This window comes from Acidaminobacter sp. JC074 (assembly GCF_022496765.1).
Classification (GTDB): domain Bacteria; phylum Bacillota; class Clostridia; order Peptostreptococcales; family Acidaminobacteraceae; genus JABXKX01.
In genome coordinates this window covers 1-16,695 of sequence record NZ_VANV01000013.1, presented here as the reverse complement: position 1 = coordinate 16,695, position 16,695 = coordinate 1, and the positions used below count along the sequence as shown (strand labels likewise).

The following is a 16,695-nucleotide window of genomic DNA, read 5'->3' as shown; positions in this document are numbered from 1 at the left end:
TTACCTGAGAGTGCGAAAAGAATGTTTGATTATTGTCAGGAACTAGTGATGTTGAATTATATATATGAAAAAAAGCTAATTAGTAAGGAGATTATGTTCAAGATAAAAATGGATATTGAAGAAAGCTATAAAAAATAAAAGTATTTAGGATAGATTTCTTGATTTATAGTTTGCAGTGATATAATATTATAGGCGAGAACACTGTAGGTACACAAAGGAGAAGGCATGAAAGTTCAAGAAATCAAAGGTAACAAAACTACGAAACGTATTTCTGGAAAGCTAGTCGATAGAATGCGTGTAGCTGCTTATTGTAGAGTAAGTAAAGATGATGAAGAACAACTTAATAGCTATGATTCACAGATAAAACACTATACAAATCTAATAAATGAAAAAGACGAATGGCAATATGTAGGTATATATGCCGATGCTGCAATTACAGGTACGCAAGTTAATAGACGCGTTGATTTTCAAAGAATGATTAACGATGCTTTGAATGGTGAAATTGATATGATCATTACTAAGTCAATTTCAAGGTTTGCAAGAAATACACTAGATACATTGAAATATGTAAGAATGTTGAAAGAAAAAGGCATTGCAGTGTTCTTTGAAGATGAAAATATTAATACTACATCCATGGATGGAGAATTACTGTTAACAATCTTAAGCTCAGTTGCTCAACAAGAAGTGGCTAACATTTCTGATAATGTAAAAAAGGGTTTAAAAATGAAAATGAAGCGTGGCGAGATGGTAGGTTTTCAAGGGTGTCTTGGTTACGATTATGATAAAGTAAATAAGACTTTAAGTGTTAATATGGAAGAAGCTAAGATTATCAAATATATCTTTGAACGTTACATCCAAGGTATTGGTTGTACCTTAATTGAAAAAGAATTAAACGAAAAAGGTTATAAGACTAAACTAGGTAATGAATGGGCTCATGGTGGGGCTCTTAGAATTATTAAGAACGAAAAATATTGTGGTGATCTTCTATTAGGTAAGACATATACTTTAGATCCGATTACTAAGCGAAGGTTAATGAATTATGGTGAAGAAGATAAATATTATATTAAAGATCATCATGAAGCTATTATAGATAGAGAAACATTTGAAAAAGCTCAGGAAATATTAAATAAGCGTAGTTTCAAGAGGTTACCTAAAGGCTCAAAAGCAAGTAGAGAAAAATATAGTAGAAGGTACGCTTTCAGTAGTATGATAGAATGCGAATTCTGTAAAGATACTTTCTCCAGGAGATCTTGGCATACAGGTAATCAATATAAAAAAATAATCTGGCAATGTACAACCAACTCAAAAAAAGGAAAAACACATTGTCCACATAGTAAGGCAATTCCTGAGTATGTAATTGAAGCAGCATTCATAGAATCATACAAGCTTTTAGTTGGAAGAGATAAAAAACTTGTTGAATCATTTATTGAAAGAGTCGAGACGAGCACTAGTGTACCTGAGTTCGAGAAAATGATTACCACACAAGAGAAAACTTTATCAGGCATATCCACTAAGAAAATGGCTTTATTAGATCTTATGCTTGAAGGCGAGATTGATAAAGAACTAATGGAACTTAAAATGCTTAAGTTATCTCAAAAAGAGGATATTGAGAAAGAGAATTTAAAAAGATTAAAGTTTGAGTTGAGTAATTCTCAAGCCTTGGTTCAAAAGGTGAGAGAGATAAAATCAATATTGAGTAATGATGTTGATTTAAAGGAGTTTAATAGAAAAACATTTGAAACTCTAGTTGAAAAAATAATTGTTGGTAGAATAGATAAAGATGGAAATATAGATCCCTATCATCTTACTTTCATTTATAGAACGGGTTTTGATCACAAGATTGATGCTGAGAAATTCAGAATAGATAAGAGACGAAAAAAGAAGAAGGTATTGCAGTCATGTAGTGGTGACGAGATTAATGTATTGTCTACACAGAGTGGCAACGACACACGTTGAGACTGTTGTGAAACTATCGTTGAAATAACTGGATTATAGAAGGTGTTATAACCAAATAGTAGTAATTTCCGCCAAACTTCCGACGAAAACAAAAATGTCGGAAGTTTTTAGTTTCTTTAGTAGAATTAATGGATTTAAATAACCCTCCATTCAATCAAATGAGAATGGAGGGTTAAAGTTCTTTTAGAAAACTTTTTCAAAGATCATAGTCGCTTGGATTTTGTCGCCGCCTAAAAATCCTTTTGATCCTGAAGAAGTAGTAGAAATTGTATGTAATCTATACCCCTTTGCAGCATGCTCATTAATTGTTGATTGAAGATTTGTAAGACTTGATATTCCTGATCATGTACCCATTAATTTTTCAGTAAGAACAACTTGAATAAACTTATACATATCCCCTTTTTTGCCGCTAGCTTGTCCTTTTTGGCATTTTGATTTGCTTTCTATTATTCTCTATTTCATGTTCTAGTGTAATTTTATTGTTTGACTATATATAAAATTTTCTATATAATTCAATAAACTAGTTGAAAATATAAAAAAATATACAAACTATTTGAGAGGAGATCTAGAGGTGAAAACAAAAATGACCTATGATGCCTTCGACAAGGCATTAAAACTTCTTCAGGATAACTATACGTTGATTGGACCAGTCAGAAAATCAAAACGTGGTACTATGTCTGATACGGATTCTATTCGATATGAAGAAGTGACAAAGTTTGAACAAATTGAGTTTGAAGAAAAGGCTCAGTTCTCGGCTAAAGAAATTTTACAGCCCATTACCCAAGTCTTATTTTACTTTACGGAGGATGAATACAAGGTGCCAACAGCAGGCCAAAAACAAATCTTATTGTTTTTACGTGCTTGTGATGTACATGCGTTAGATAGAGTAGACCAAATTTACTTAGATAATGGTCCGGTGGACCCATATTATAAGCAAATTAGAGAACGTGTGAAAGTAGCCCTAATTGGATGTCAACATTCTTATAGAAATTGCTTCTGTGTGTCTATGGGAACAAATAAGACTGACCAATATGCTATTGGGGTTAAGCCGACTGATGATGGTGCTTATTTAGATATTCAAGACAGTGATTTACTAGAAGCTTTTGCAGGCTTTGACCAAGACCAAAACATTGTATTTGAAATGGACTTCGTTACTACAAATGAAACTATAGTGGATGTGCCTAAGGCATTAGATGGTCAAGATGTGGCGCAACAAGATCTTTGGAGAGAGTATGACAGCAGATGCGTGGCGTGTGGTAAATGTAATTTTGTTTGCCCATCGTGTACATGCTTCGGGATGCAAGATATTTTCTACAAGGACAATGATAATACAGGTGAAAGACGTCGTGTTTGGACTTCATGTCACGTAGATGGTTATACAGATATGGCAGGGGGCTCTGGCTTTAGAAAGAAGCATGGTGACCGTATGCGCTTTAAAACCCTTCATAAGGTACATGATTACAATAAACGATTTGGAAAGCACATGTGTGTTGGTTGTGGCCGTTGTGATGACGCTTGTCCAGAGTACATTTCTTTCTCATCGTGTGTTAATAAGTTATCAGCTATAGAGAAGGAGGGAAAATAATGGGCAACGCATATATGCCATTTGCATCGGAGATTTTAGAAATCATTCAGCATACAGATATTGAATATACATTTAGAATGGCCTACGAGGGAGAGATTGTTCCAGGACAATTTTTTGAAGTATCTATTCCTAAATATGGTGAGTGTCCGATTTCGGTTTCAGGATTTGGTCAAGGTTTTATTGACTTAACCATCCGCCGTGTTGGTCGCGTAACAGATGAATTACACAATTTCAAAACAGGTCAAAAGTTCTTCTTAAGAGGGCCATATGGTAATGGTTTTGAAATGAAAAACTATAAAGACAAGGAAGTGATTATCACAGCAGGTGGCAGTGGTTTAGCCCCAGTTAAGGGCATTATTGACATGATTCATGCAGACCAAAGCCTTGTCAAAGACTTTCACCTATTAGTAGGCTTCAAATCACCTGAAGACGTTCTTTTCAAAAGTGATTTAGCCGCATGGTCAGCAGCTGGCATGGGTCAAACCCTAACTGTTGATGGGGCAGATGAAGGCTATGAAGGTAATGTTGGCCTTGTAACCAAGTATGTACCTGACCTGAAGATTAACAACATGGACCAAGTGGAAGTGGTTATTGTTGGTCCGCCATTGATGATGAAATTCACAGTGGAAGAATATATTAAACGTGGTGTACCAGAAGAAAAAATCTGGGTTTCGTATGAACGTAAAATGCATTGTGGCTTAGGTAAGTGTGGTGGTTGTAAAATGGATGATACCTATATCTGTTTAGATGGTCCTGTATTCAATTACACAGATGCAAAGAAACTATTTGATTAGGAGGTCATAATGGATATTAACAAGAAGAAATTAACCAAAAACGCCTACCGTGTTACAAAAGAGCGTTACAAAACTGCTCTCCGTGTACGTGTACCAGGTGGAAGAATAGAAGCAAAGCATTTATTAGTTTTACAGAAGATCGCAGATGAATATGGCATAGGTGACCTACATCTAACTACACGTCAAGGTTTTGAAATTCCAGGTATTGATATGGATAAGGTAGAGGAAGTCAATGCTATGATTCAACCAGTTATTGAGGGATTAGAAATTAATCAAGTAGAGCCAGGGACTGGTTATCCAGCAGCGGGGACGAGAAATGTTGCTGCTTGTATAGGTAACAGAGTCTGTCCTAAGGCTCAGTTTGAAACAAGTGGATTCGCCAAGCGTATTGAAGATGCTATTTTTCCTAATAATTTGCATGTAAAGATTGCTTTAACAGGCTGTCCAAACGATTGTATTAAGGCAAGAATGCATGACTTTGGTATTATCGGCATGACTCTACCTGAATATGATAGGCAAAAATGCGTCTCATGTAATCGATGTGTCAAGAAGTGTCGATCACTTTCTACAGAGGCCCTTAAAATGGACAACTACAAGATTGAAAGAGACCATTCTAAGTGTATTGGTTGTGGGGAGTGTGTATTACATTGTCCAACAGGTGCATGGACACGTAACGAAAACAAGTACTATAGACTTTCGATTATGGGTAGAACTGGCAAAAGGAATCCTAGATTAGCAGAGGATTTTATTATCTGGGCAGATGAGGAGAGCGTTATTAAGATTATCTTGAATACATACGAGTATGTAGAAGAGTATATTGATAGGTCTTTACCTAAAGAGCATATTGGCTATATCGTAGATAGAACGGGATTCATTGAGTTCAAGAAATGGGCTTTAAGAGGTGTTGTCTTACCACAAATGGCACAAGTTGCTGATTACATTTATTGGAGTGGGATAATTTATCCTAAATCTATAAGATAAGATGAGAAATTACTCGTTTAAAGGGATGAAGTATAGCAAAATAGCTGCGGATAAAAAAATATATATATTGCCAGAAAAGGTCGAAATCAATAAAAAAATATATCGAATTGTTTGACAATGTATAAAATATTATATATAATCACGTTAAACAAAGCTTTGTATAAAAAACTATAGGAGGATTATATATGTGAATTATTTAACTGAAGCATTAAGAATACATGAGAATTCTATAGTTATTAATGCTCATTATGACTTACCAGGAGAAGTTTATCATCGACGTAGGAATTTCAATGAAAGATCTGTGCTGAAAAAAGTTTATCTAAGCAAGCTTAAAGAAGCTGGATATAACATAATTGTAGCTGCGGTATTTCTTGAAAACCAATATTGTGAAGAGAACGCTTACCAATATGCAATAGATCAAATTAATGAATTTTCAAAAGACGTAGAGGAAACAAATGGTCATGCAAAAATTATCAAAAGAATTGATGATTTCGAAGATGTTATAACAAACAATAAAATTGGTTTTATTTTATCACTTGAAGGTGTAGAACCAATTGGGAAGAAGCTTGAGCATTTAGATGAGTTCTATAAGTTAGGCGTAAGAGCTGTAGGATTACTATGGAGTCGTAAAAATGAAGTAGGATATCCTTGTTCTTCAGATTCAGAAGCAAATGAGAAAGGTTTATTATCCTTTGGGAAAACGTTTGTCGAAGAATGTAGTAAAAAAAATGTGCTAATTGATTTAGCACATATTAGTGAAGGTGGCTTTTATGAAGTGATTAATCATTCTGAGAAGCCGATTATTGTGTCACATTCTAATAGTAAAGATGTTCATGATCACCATAGGAATTTATCCATTGATCAAATAAAGGCCATACAGCTTAACGGTGGTGTGATTGGTGTAAATAGTTTAAGAATATTTATTGGTAATGAGGATGAACATTGGGTTATGAAGATTTGTGATCACATAGATTCAATTATAAAACACGGAAGTATCGATAATGTAGGATTTGGTTTTGATTATTGTAATGATTATATAAGATACTCTCCTTTCCTCGATGTATCAATTGAGGAGATGAAACGAAAGTATGACGTTATGGATAGTATAAATGATTCTCTGTTGATTACAGCAGAATTACTTAAACGAGGTTACAGTGAAAATGACTTAAAACAAGTTATTGGTGGAAATTTTGCACGTGTTATAAAAGAATATTTAAAAACCTAGGGGGGACGTATGGAAGCGTTAATTTCGAGTACAAGTGGTATATTGACAGTTTTTATGATTGCAATTGCGAGTTCTTTTCTTTTACAGAAAACAAGACTTAAAAGTCTTGGACCAGCAATTATTTGTATATTAATAGGTATAGGTTTGAGTAATTTTGGAATTTTGCCTTTTAAAAGTGAGTTTTATAAAGTTATATCAAAGTACTTGGTACCACCAGCAATTGCACTGATGTTATTCCAAGTAAACCTGAAAGATTTAATGAAGTTGTCTAAGCAACCTATGTTAGCAATGGGAATTGCATGTTTTAGTGCAGCTGTAGTTACAATTGCATCAGGGCTTGTTTTTGCACCTAATATTGTTGAAGGTTGGAAACTTGGTGGAATGTTTGTAGGAACATATACAGGCGGTAGTAGTAACTTAACAGCTATAGGAGTTGGATTAAACGCCTCTCCAGAAACTTTTGCTTTGGCAAATGCTGCCGATTATGTTATAGGATTACCGTTATTACTAATGTTATTTGCGGTAACACCTCTTTTATCAGTTTCTGAAAAGTTTAGCAAACTATGGCCTTATTCATTAACTGAAAAAGAGTTATCTGGTGATGATTCTGGTGAAGAATTATTTGCTAAGAAGGAATGGGCAATTTCTGAAGTTGCAATTGCATTAGCTTTAGCTTTTGTTGTTGCATTCGTTTCAAAAGGTGTTGCAGGATATTTTGGAGGTAGTTTAAGTGATGCTATTAAAATTCTAGTATTAACTACATTATCACTTGGTTTGGCACAGATTAAAGGTGTAAGAGAAATTAAAGCAAGTATGGACTTAGGATTTTTCATCTTTATGTTTTTCTTTGTTCGTATTGGTATAATGATTGACTTTGCGTCATTCACGGCGTCAGGAGCTGTAAACTTAATGTTATTCTGTGCATTTGTATTAATCGGTTCTATGTTACTACATTTAGTTTTATGTCGTGTATTCAAGATTAAGTATCAATATGTTTTTGTAAGCATGATTGCTGCGATTGGTGCTAGTAGTACTGCTTCTGCATTAGCTGCGAATAACAAGTGGAAAGCTTTAGTTCCAGTTGGTGTAATCTTAGGTGTTGTTGGTTATGCAATAGGAAACTATTTAGGTATTGGTGTTGCGTACGCACTTAAGTTTTTGATCGGCGCTTAAAGAAATCCATTTAATTTGTCTTCTAAATGTCATATAATTGTTTATAGAAACAAACTATAAACTAAAACTTTTGAAAATAATTATATGTGTTAAGGAGAAATCATGGGAAAGAACAAAGCATTAAAAAAATATTATTTAGTAGCGGATTTAATTACTAGAGCTTTTGGGAAGAATTGTGAAGTTGTGATTCATGACTTAACAACGCCCAAAAGCTCGATAGTATATATTTCAAATGGACATGTAACTGGAAAAGAGATAGGTGAAACTTTTAATATATTAATTAAGCAAGTACTTTTATCAAAGAACTTTGAAAATGATATTACAGCTAACTATTTGACAACAACTAAAGATGGCAGACGATTAAAATCATCAACTCTATTCATTAGAAATTCAAAGGACGATGTTATTGGTGCTATGTGCATAAATTATGATATCAGTAAGTTTGAAGAAATAGGGCAAATGATGGAAGCATTCTTAAAAGTAGATGAGACATTAATTGACTCTGATGATGAACCGATTGATAATGTGTTAGAAATAGCAGATTCAATTATTGATAAAATAATCGGTAAGTCAAACCCATTAGGAATGTCAAGAGAAGAAAAGTTAGACTTGATTAGATTTATGGACTCAAAGGGAATTTTCCATATTAAAGGTGGTATCGATAAAGTTGCAGATAAGTTGCATATCTCAAAAGTAACTGTTTACAGTTATCTAGACTCCATTCGAAAAGAATAGATTGATAATAAAGTGTGGAGGCGTTCAAAAATGAATGTTGAAAGTAAATTAGAAAAATTAAAATTAGAATTGCCTGAGGCACCTAAGGCTGCTGCTGTTTATGTACCGGCATTAGTAGCGAACTCTTTTGTTTTTATATCAGGCCAAACGCCTAAAAATGGAAGTGAATTACTTTACAAGGGTAAGTTAGGTGTTGATTTAGGTATTGAAGAGGGAAAAAAGGCAGCAGAGGTTGCGATATTAAGAGCTTTGAGTTTGTTAAAAGAAGAAGTGGGATCTTTGGATAAGATTAAAAGAATTGTGAAAATAACAGGTTATGTTAATTCTGCACCTGACTTTTACAATCAGTCTCAGGTTATTGATGGCGCTTCAGAGCTTCTTGAGAGTGTTTTTGGTGAAATAGGAAAACATACGAGAGTAGCAATTGGTTCTGTAGCTTTACCTGGAAATGCAGCTGTTGAAGTAGATCTTATTGCAGAAATCTAGAAGCGTGGTGAAAGTTTATGATTATAAAAGATATTAAAATAGGTTATCTTAACATTCCTTTATTAAAACCGTTTAAAACTGCACTGAGAACGGTTGAGCATGTTCAAACAATTGTTGTTCAAATTGAGACAGATGAAGGTGTTTGGGGAGTTGGAGATACGGCTCCATCACCTAAGATAACAGGAGAAACACAAGTTTCGATTACGGAGGCAATATTAAAACATATTAAACCAAATATTGTTGGTATGAACATAAGGGATTTTAGCACGATTCTATTAAAGATACAAACGAGCTTAGTTGGAAACTATTTAGCAAAAGCTGCTGTTGATATGGCTTTATATGACTTGCGTTGTAAATCTTTCAACTTACCAATGTATGAATACCTAGGCAGTGAGTCAAATAACCTAAAGACTAATAAAACCATTGGAATTGCAACGACAAAAGAAATGATAGATGCATCACTCTTAGCTGTTGAAGAAGGATTTGATGCACTAAAAATAAAAGTTGGATTGGATTCAGATCAGGATCTTGAAAGATTGATAGCTATACGTCAAGCTATAGGTGAGCAAACCGAGATAAGAATCGATGCTAACCAAGGATGGACAGTGAAAGAGGCTATAAGGAATCTAGATTTATATGAGCAAAAAGGTCTTAAAATAGAGTTGGTAGAGCAACCAGTTGTCGCAAAAGATATTCTTGGTTTAAAAAAAGTAAAAGAAAATACTAGTATAAAAGTAATGGCAGATGAAAGTATCTGTACTACAAAAGATGCGTTTGATGTATTAAGCATGGAAGCAGCAGATATATTAAATGTTAAGGTTATAAAAAATGGTGGTGTAAATAACGCATTACAAATAATTAAGATGGCTGAAGTTTGTAATATTGAATGTATGATAGGCTGTATGTTGGAAAGTAGGATTAGTATATCAGCAGCTGCATCGATTGCAATGGCAAGCAAAAATGTCACAAAATTAGATTTGGATGCTCCATTATTTTATAATGATGATATCATACAAGGTGGCGTAACATACAATAAGTCAGTGATTATTCCTTGTCAGGCAAATGGTCTCGGCATAAAAAAGATAAAAAAAATTAGTTGGATTAGCAATTAAGTAATCTCCCTTTAGAATCAGTAGTAAAAGTTATAGCTATTTTTAATAAAGGGAGTTTTCAATTTTCAATGGACTGGTTAAAGGATGTGTAATAGGTTATAGTTGACGTTTATGAACGATTTTTTTAGGTTATATATTTCAATTGAAAGAAGAGTAAAGTTGAAATCTGTGAAACATGACAAAAAAGTTGACAAGTAGAAGTAATTGAAATTATAAAAAATATAATTAAGGAGAAGGTCATGAAAAAGGAAAGCATAGTTTTTTCAAAACCTTATTTATCGAATGATATAACAATTATGGATGCGAACTTATCTTCATTTAGATATAATTTGCATGCTCATAATGATTACGCTGTAGGTATGACAATAAACGGGGAGCAATGTTTTACTTGTAATGGGGAAGAGTATGTTTCGAAATCAGGTAATATAATTCAGTTTAATCCTGATGAACCCCACAATGGACATTCTAGTGGGGCTTGTGAGTTAACTTATAAGATGGTTTATATTTCGAGAAAAGCAATTGATATTTTTTTGGAGGATACAGATAAAATTCTTCGATTCAAAGAAACAGTTTCGAATAACCAAGAATTGAAAAAATCTTTTCTTAATTTGTCTAGTGACTTGTATGAAAGAGCCAATATTGAAGATTATTCAAATAGTATTGATGAGTTTATTTATAATGTTATAAGATACAACGACTTATCTAATATGAGTTGTAACAGTAATCAAAACGACGATTATGTTAGGAACGCAATAAAATTTATAAATAATAATATAGATTGTAAACTTGAAATTGATGAGATTAGTAAACAAATTGGCGTTTCTAAATATCATTTCATCCGAAGTTTTAAAAAACAAACAAAGTTCACACCATATCAATTCATTTTAAATACGAAAATGGAGTTGGTTAAGAAAGAACTCGAGGCGGGGATCGAACCAATTATAATTGCAAATAAGTTTGGGTTTTATGATTTAAGTCATCTATTTAATAGATTTAAAAAAACGTATGGGGTCACACCGAATCAGTATCAAGAGAATATTTTAAAAACTAGATATATCTAAAAGAGCAATAATTTCCAAAACAATAAATACCTTTAAGTATATAATAATACTAAGGAGTTGATATTGTGTTGGAAATTATTTTGTTTTCATTTGGAATTATTTATGCACCAGGGCCATTAAACATTTTAAGTTTAAATGAGGGCCTAAATAAGAAATTTAAGAGCATGTTAGGTTTTTTCGTAGGAATTGGTATTGCAACATTCATACTTTTTCTTGTGATAGGTTACACTGGTGAGAAAATTATAAAACCTGAACATATGGTCTATATAAGTAGCTTTGGTGCAGCTTATATACTTTATTTAGCCTATAAGGTTTATAGTAGCACGGTAGATATAAATGAAGTAGCTTCTGTGAACTCATTAACTTTTAAAGAGGGGTTTTTAATGCAACTCCTTAATCCTAAAGCGACATTGGTAACATTACCAATCGCAACAATAAGTTTTCCAGCAAATGACATAACAGGTATTAAAGTTGTGATAATGTCTATGGTTTTAGCAACTATTGCTGGAATGGCACCTTGTAGCTATGCTTTTTTAGGAGAAAGATTCAGTAGCTTAATTTTGAACAAAAGTGTTTTAGTTGTATTTAATAAATTGATGGCTCTTTTACTTGTATTTGTTGCATTAACATTATTAAGAGAGCATGTTTTTGTTGCTTATGTGAGTTAGGGAAATTTATTTATGTAGTTTATTATAGTTTGGAGTTAATTATGCTTAAAGAAGTTGATATAGTTTTAAAAGCTAAAGAACTTGGATATGAGCAATGTGGAATAGTTCATATCGAGGAAATGAAAGCTTACGCAAAAAAATTAGATGAAAGGATTGAAAAATTTCCGGAGTTAGCAAATCACTTTGACGATTTTTATGAATTTGCAGATATAAAAGTGAACTATCCATGGGCGAAGTCTATTATAATTTGCTCTCGGTGGTATGGTAAGTATCTAATACCTGATTCCTTGAAGGGGCGTTTCGGAAAATATTATCTAACAGATGGTAGAGTTGATATTAACTCTAAGGACTATCAAGATAGCCTTGAGTTTGAAAGGTACTTAAAAGAAAACGGTATTGAAACAAAGACAGAAAGAAAGTTTGGCGTGACCGCTTTAAGATGGGCCGCTGTGAAGGCTGGTATTGGCATAGTTCGTAAGAATAATTTTATTTATACAGATAATGGTTCATGGAACTATCTAGAAGCATTCCTTATAGATAGAAAACTTGAATATGTTGTCGAGAATTCAATTAAATCATGTCCACCTAATTGTAAACTCTGTATAGATAGTTGCCCAACTAAGTCACTTGCAGAACCATACATGATGAATCGATCTACATGTATCTCATGTTTAACCACATGGGAGGGATGGGATTTAACAAAGGAACCTAATAGTAGAAAAATGGGTGAGTGGGTTTATGGATGTGATATTTGTCAAGATGTTTGTCCGTTTAATCGCAATTCATGGAATGAAATTGAAGAGTTCCCAGAGTTGTCAAAGCTTGAACAAAAACTATCGCTAGAGCAGATTGTTATTGCAGATTATGACGTTTTAAGCGAAATTGTTCAAACTAAGTTATGGTATATACCAGTAGACAAAATATGGCGTTTTAAAACGAATGCTCTTAACGCTATGCTTAACTCATTTAAACCTGACTATCTCCGAATTATACAGGATGCTTCAAAAAAAGATCCTAATAAAAATGTTCGAGATATGGCAAAGTGGGTTCTAACACAACTTAAATTAAATAACGACTAGAATGTGTATAATTATTGTATTTGTCTAGACATTAGGCACTGATTTCTATCATAAAGGTGGTGTTTTCCATGTTAAATCTTATACGTGAACTTTGCACTATTGTAATTGTTGAAACTTCTAGCATGAATGAATTGATGGATGAGTTAGAGATCAACTTTGGTACTAATAGAAAAGTGAGATTCTCAAACGACAATTTATATGGTTTACTTTCTGATGCTCAAAAAGATGAAATAGTTGTTTTATTGACTCAAAAAATGGGTGATGAAGTTAAGCAAATTGATGTAGAGTACATGATGTTAATTCCAACCAACTTAGAGCGGTTTTCTTCAAGACTAATGAATAAACCAATTGCTAAGTCATTTATTACAGAAATAAGGTTCTTACCAAAATTAATTGTAATGAGAGTTGCTGGCAACATGGACGCGACAATAAATAAGATTTCAGAAGACATTGAAGGAACGATTGAAAATACTGTTGGTGCTATCGAAAAAATTAGTAATGGAACAGTCGTTTTTATAACAGACTCTGCTTTACATAGATCTATAGACGTAAATGATATTTTTGAAAAGTGTGTTCGTACAAGCAAGTCATTTTCATCAATTATGGATTATCTTAATGCCCAGGATTTTAGGTATTTAACTGTTGGAAACTCAAAATATGAATGGACTGAATTAACAATAAAAATATATGATTCATATGGTAGATATGATTTACACTACAATCGTCTTCACTTTGTGTTTGAAAAATTAGAAATAGGAATGATTATAGGAGAAGCTTGGGGGACAGACTCAGCTAGTATTTTTCAATCAGTTGATGTCTATCAAGTCCGTTTTTTTACATTTAAGTCGCCTACTGAGATTAAAAGGATTCTAGTTGGGCTAGAGTATTTGCATAATGCAGAGCGCATCTGTGATTATGATCTATTCTATAAACGGAAAAAAATTCATTGGGATAAAGTAAGAATTGATAATGTAAAAGGCAAAGTAGAGCTGGGTGTGTATTGGCGCAGCAAGTTAATTGAAAACTTTTCAGAAAATGAAAAGATTGTTTTTATAGAGCTAGAAAATGAAATTGCTCAAAGCAAACTAAAATGAGATGATGACAATCTTTTTATTGATAAGCCGAAGTTTTTTATGAAACCATGATAGTACAATATATCTACCCCTATTGGAAAATGGCGAAATGACCTGCAAGATAATTTTTTTTTGGGGTCATTTTTTTATTGAAGTTTAAATAATGGTGGTTGTCAATAATACAGAAATGTTGTATTTAAAGGTTTTGCTTGTAATGGAATTTTGTATAACAGGGAGTAGAGAACCTACGTTATTAGATAATTACTTTTAATATCTATGAAGTATAGAGTAAGAGATGTTTATTAAGTAGCGAAAGTAGCATAATGAGACCAAGTTCAACAGGAATTTGGCCTTATCGATTACCGAGAGAGTAATATTTTTACTTATTTTACCATTAATACAATTTTGAGCAAATGATATTCCTTTTAGAAATACAGTTACCTAGAATGAAATTTTAAATTCCGTTTTCAGGGCTTTTTCGGAAGTTACTTATGCACAATGTTTTACATCTAATTTATTTAACTTTATAATTACATTGATATCTATCCTATTTATGTAGAAGGAGAGATCTCATGAAGAATAAAGGTAAGCATTTGAATGAGTTAGACAGACAATATATTGAGCATTCATTAGACAATAAAGCTTCATTAAAAGAAATAGCTACCCATTTAAGTAAAGATCCAACTACTATCTCTAAAGAAATAAAACGTCATAAGTTTATTAGGGAAAGTAGAAGTGATTTTAAAGGTGGCTGTGTAAAACGTAGTAAATGTATAAAACAACATTTATGTGGTAACAGTTATTGTAAACTGCTCTGTAAAAAGTGTAGGACGCATAATTGTTATAAAGTATGTAGAAACTTTGAATTCAAGAATTGTGATATTATCAAGAGGTTTCCTCATACATGTAATGGATGTGAACGTAAGTATACTTGTCGTTTGGATAAGCACTTTTATAGAGCTAAAGCAGCAGATTTAGGCTATAAAGAAGCTTTAAGAGAAACAAGACTTGGGATTAATTTCACTCCAGATGAACTAAAAGTAATTGAAGATATTGTAACTGCAGGCATTAAGAAAGGCCAATCTTTAAAACACATTTATGAGGCAAACATTGATAAGATTCCTTGTTCTTTAAGAACCTTATACAATCTTATAGATGCTTGTATTTTTGAGGATGTTAGAAATATCGATCTTAGACGAAAGGTTAAGTATAAGAAACGTAAGAAAAAGAAACAGAGTGTAGAACCTTCAAGACATCGTGAGAATCGCTCCTATGAGGATTATACAAAATATGTTGAAGAAAACCCAGAACTAAGTATTGTGCAAATGGACACAGTAATAGGCCGACCTGGTGGTAAAGCTTTGATGACTTTGTTCTATTTAAGTTGTCTCGATAATGTTAATCTTTTTACTTGAAAAGAAGACACAAGACTGTGTTTTAGAGGTGTTCGAAAAGCTTAATTTAGAATTGGGTACAGAGCTTTTTAATTCTACTTTCCAAATTATCTTAACGGACAATGGCTCAGAGTTTACAATGCCAGAAGCCTTAGAATCAGACTGTGAAGGCAATAAGAGGACAAAAGTCTTTTACTGTGATCCACTCGCTTCATATCAAAAGGCACATCTTGAAAAGAATCATGAATTTATACGCTATGTATTTCCGAAAGGAACCTCATTTGATAATATTCGAGCTGATATTTTTAAGCACCTTATGGATAATATAAATAGCGTTTACAGAGGTAGTTTAGGAAATAGAACACCGTATGAGGTTGGTAGAACTGTACTAGATGAGCAAGTATATGAAGTATTAGACTTGATTGAAATAGATCCAAATGAAGTGATTCTGAAAGAAGAACTTTATTATGGCCTAGATCAAGTAAAAATGACATTAAAAAAGTCCCTAACTATGAAGGACTTTTAAACCAATAAACTAATAAAAAATAGGATAGATATTAGCTGAATTTACTTCTGCAAATAGATAGACCAACGGAACTTACCTCTGCAATGGAATAACGCTGGTCCGTTTTGCGTGTAAAAAATCACTATTTTTTTATTAATTAAGTATATTATACATCAAAAAACATTGATTTTCTATGCTTATTACAGTCAAAAAAACTGCATTAAGTGTTGCAATCGCATTACTTCAAGAAAAACGGAACTTAGTTTTTCATTCAAGCAGAATTACAGTTACTGAAAAGAAGGAGATAATGAGTAAACTTTAGGGTTGTTATTGCAACTATGAAATTATAAGAAATATAAGTTGTGTTCTGGTAAAGGAAGTTAACTTATTAATTCTGAGATGTAGGGCAGACTGTGACTAGGAATGTTAGGTCGTCAGCAAATTGATACAGCAATGAGGTATGCTATGTAAATCAAAATAATGTTAATAATTCTCTTAGAAAGTATATGAGATAGCCTTTAAAGTATAAATAGGTTGCTCTTGTAGTTTATTATTTTTTTTTGCGTTGCAAAATGGAACGCAAAACGGAACGCAAAATTTTGCGTTGCACTTTTGTATGATTCTGGTAAAAAATATATATGGAGGTGTTTATATGGGCATTAATGAAAGAGTAGACTTAGAGTACAAACAAGAAGTTAATAATACATTCTTAAAAACGGTAAGCGCTTACGCAAATTATGGTGAAGGGGTTATTGTATTTGGTATTACGGATCAAGGAAAAGTCATTGGGATTTATGAGTTAGATCAAACTTGTTTGACGATTGAAAATAAGATTAATGATAGTATAACACCTGTGCCTGATTATGAA

General features: G+C 32.8%; 16 protein-coding genes. All 16 read left to right on the top strand.

The genetic code is table 11. From position 1 onward, the window contains the following. Positions 1-225 precede the first annotated feature (225 nt). Positions 226-1,956, top strand: coding sequence for a recombinase family protein (locus EZV73_RS15170; protein ID WP_240841245.1), 1,731 nt, complete (start codon positions 226-228; stop codon positions 1,954-1,956). A gap of 571 nt (positions 1,957-2,527) precedes the next feature. After that, positions 2,528-3,541, top strand: a complete 1,014-nt coding sequence (gene asrA / locus EZV73_RS15165; protein ID WP_240841244.1) for an anaerobic sulfite reductase subunit AsrA — start codon at positions 2,528-2,530, stop codon at positions 3,539-3,541. Then, a complete protein-coding gene (gene asrB / locus EZV73_RS15160; protein ID WP_240841243.1) occupies positions 3,541-4,335 on the top strand; it encodes an anaerobic sulfite reductase subunit AsrB in 795 nt (264 codons plus the stop codon). The genes asrA and asrB overlap by 1 nt, the downstream gene beginning before the upstream one ends. 9 nt (positions 4,336-4,344) lie before the next feature. Continuing rightward, complete coding sequence (asrC, locus tag EZV73_RS15155; protein WP_240841242.1) at positions 4,345-5,316, top strand: sulfite reductase subunit C; 972 nt, start codon at positions 4,345-4,347, stop codon at positions 5,314-5,316. 187 nt (positions 5,317-5,503) lie between these two features. Then, positions 5,504-6,541, top strand: a complete 1,038-nt coding sequence (locus tag EZV73_RS15150) for a membrane dipeptidase (protein ID WP_240841241.1) — start codon at positions 5,504-5,506, stop codon at positions 6,539-6,541. A 9-nt stretch (positions 6,542-6,550) separates the two neighbouring features. Continuing rightward, positions 6,551-7,714 carry a DUF819 family protein gene (locus tag EZV73_RS15145; protein ID WP_240841240.1) on the top strand — a complete coding sequence of 388 codons (1,164 nt, stop codon included), beginning with the start codon at positions 6,551-6,553 and terminating at the stop codon, positions 7,712-7,714. Positions 7,715-7,816: 102 nt separating this feature from the next. After that, positions 7,817-8,449 (top strand): transcriptional regulator, encoded by a 633-nt coding sequence (locus EZV73_RS15140; protein ID WP_240841239.1) that lies wholly within the window; start codon positions 7,817-7,819, stop codon positions 8,447-8,449. 30 nt (positions 8,450-8,479) lie between these two features. Continuing rightward, positions 8,480-8,935: a RidA family protein gene (locus EZV73_RS15135; RefSeq protein WP_240841238.1), complete on the top strand. Its 456-nt coding sequence runs from the start codon at positions 8,480-8,482 to the stop codon at positions 8,933-8,935. A 17-nt stretch (positions 8,936-8,952) separates the two neighbouring features. Next, positions 8,953-10,047 (top strand): mandelate racemase/muconate lactonizing enzyme family protein, encoded by a 1,095-nt coding sequence (locus tag EZV73_RS15130; RefSeq protein WP_240841237.1) that lies wholly within the window; start codon positions 8,953-8,955, stop codon positions 10,045-10,047. Between the two features lie 239 nt (positions 10,048-10,286). Then, positions 10,287-11,108, top strand: coding sequence for an AraC family transcriptional regulator (locus tag EZV73_RS15125; RefSeq protein WP_240841236.1), 822 nt, complete (start codon positions 10,287-10,289; stop codon positions 11,106-11,108). Between the two features lie 65 nt (positions 11,109-11,173). Beyond that, the gene (locus EZV73_RS15120) at positions 11,174-11,776 is read left to right on the top strand and encodes a LysE family translocator (protein WP_240841235.1); all 603 of its coding nucleotides are present in this window, start codon (positions 11,174-11,176) and stop codon (positions 11,774-11,776) included. A 41-nt stretch (positions 11,777-11,817) separates the two neighbouring features. After that, positions 11,818-12,855, top strand: a complete 1,038-nt coding sequence (locus tag EZV73_RS15115; RefSeq protein WP_240841234.1) for an epoxyqueuosine reductase — start codon at positions 11,818-11,820, stop codon at positions 12,853-12,855. 68 nt (positions 12,856-12,923) lie between these two features. Further along, a complete protein-coding gene (locus EZV73_RS15110) occupies positions 12,924-13,949 on the top strand; it encodes a hypothetical protein (RefSeq protein WP_240841233.1) in 1,026 nt (341 codons plus the stop codon). 551 nt (positions 13,950-14,500) lie between these two features. Beyond that, positions 14,501-15,343 (top strand): helix-turn-helix domain-containing protein, encoded by an 843-nt coding sequence (locus tag EZV73_RS15105; protein ID WP_240841232.1) that lies wholly within the window; start codon positions 14,501-14,503, stop codon positions 15,341-15,343. Then, complete coding sequence (locus EZV73_RS15100) at positions 15,324-15,848, top strand: hypothetical protein (protein ID WP_240841231.1); 525 nt, start codon at positions 15,324-15,326, stop codon at positions 15,846-15,848. The genes EZV73_RS15105 and EZV73_RS15100 overlap by 20 nt, the downstream gene beginning before the upstream one ends. A 631-nt stretch (positions 15,849-16,479) precedes the next feature. After that, on the top strand, positions 16,480-16,695 hold a 216-nt coding region (locus EZV73_RS15095; RefSeq protein WP_240841230.1), incomplete at its 3' end, for a helix-turn-helix domain-containing protein.

What these genes read in the sequence shown, in the direction of transcription:
- EZV73_RS15170 (WP_240841245.1), top strand. Translation starts at nt 226, where the DNA reads ATGAAAGTTCAAGAAATCAAAGGTAACAAAACTACGAAACGTATTTCT.
- asrB (WP_240841243.1), top strand. Translation starts at nt 3,541, where the DNA reads ATGGGCAACGCATATATGCCATTTGCATCGGAGATTTTAGAAATCATT.
- asrC (WP_240841242.1), top strand. Translation starts at nt 4,345, where the DNA reads ATGGATATTAACAAGAAGAAATTAACCAAAAACGCCTACCGTGTTACA.
- EZV73_RS15145 (WP_240841240.1), top strand. Translation starts at nt 6,551, where the DNA reads ATGGAAGCGTTAATTTCGAGTACAAGTGGTATATTGACAGTTTTTATG.
- EZV73_RS15140 (WP_240841239.1), top strand. Translation starts at nt 7,817, where the DNA reads ATGGGAAAGAACAAAGCATTAAAAAAATATTATTTAGTAGCGGATTTA.
- EZV73_RS15135 (WP_240841238.1), top strand. Translation starts at nt 8,480, where the DNA reads ATGAATGTTGAAAGTAAATTAGAAAAATTAAAATTAGAATTGCCTGAG.
- EZV73_RS15130 (WP_240841237.1), top strand. Translation starts at nt 8,953, where the DNA reads ATGATTATAAAAGATATTAAAATAGGTTATCTTAACATTCCTTTATTA.
- EZV73_RS15125 (WP_240841236.1), top strand. Translation starts at nt 10,287, where the DNA reads ATGAAAAAGGAAAGCATAGTTTTTTCAAAACCTTATTTATCGAATGAT.
- EZV73_RS15115 (WP_240841234.1), top strand. Translation starts at nt 11,818, where the DNA reads ATGCTTAAAGAAGTTGATATAGTTTTAAAAGCTAAAGAACTTGGATAT.
- EZV73_RS15110 (WP_240841233.1), top strand. Translation starts at nt 12,924, where the DNA reads ATGTTAAATCTTATACGTGAACTTTGCACTATTGTAATTGTTGAAACT.
- EZV73_RS15105 (WP_240841232.1), top strand. Translation starts at nt 14,501, where the DNA reads ATGAAGAATAAAGGTAAGCATTTGAATGAGTTAGACAGACAATATATT.
- EZV73_RS15100 (WP_240841231.1), top strand. Translation starts at nt 15,324, where the DNA reads ATGTTAATCTTTTTACTTGAAAAGAAGACACAAGACTGTGTTTTAGAG.